Consider the following 223-nt stretch of genomic DNA (forward strand, 5'->3'; position numbering starts at 1 on the left):
GTCGGGCGACCACGGAATGATGTCGATCTTCTCGCCCTGGAGCTCGCCGACAACCGCCTGGACGCGGGAGCCGCGCATGCCCACGCAGGCGCCGACCGGATCGATGGAGGAATCGCGCGAGGTCACGGCGATCTTGGCGCGGGAACCCGGATCGCGCGCCACCGCCTGAACGGTGACGATGCCGTCATAGATCTCCGGCACTTCGGAGGCGAAGAGCTTCGCC

At 68.2% G+C, this 223-nt stretch carries 1 pseudogene; it reads right to left on the minus strand.

What is annotated here, in order from left to right:
• Positions 1–223 (minus strand): annotated as a pseudogene (locus E4K09_RS04660) (transcription termination factor NusA); the annotation flags it as partial.

Source organism: Microvirga pakistanensis (assembly GCF_004458765.1).
Classification (GTDB): Bacteria; Pseudomonadota; Alphaproteobacteria; order Rhizobiales; family Beijerinckiaceae; genus Microvirga; species Microvirga pakistanensis.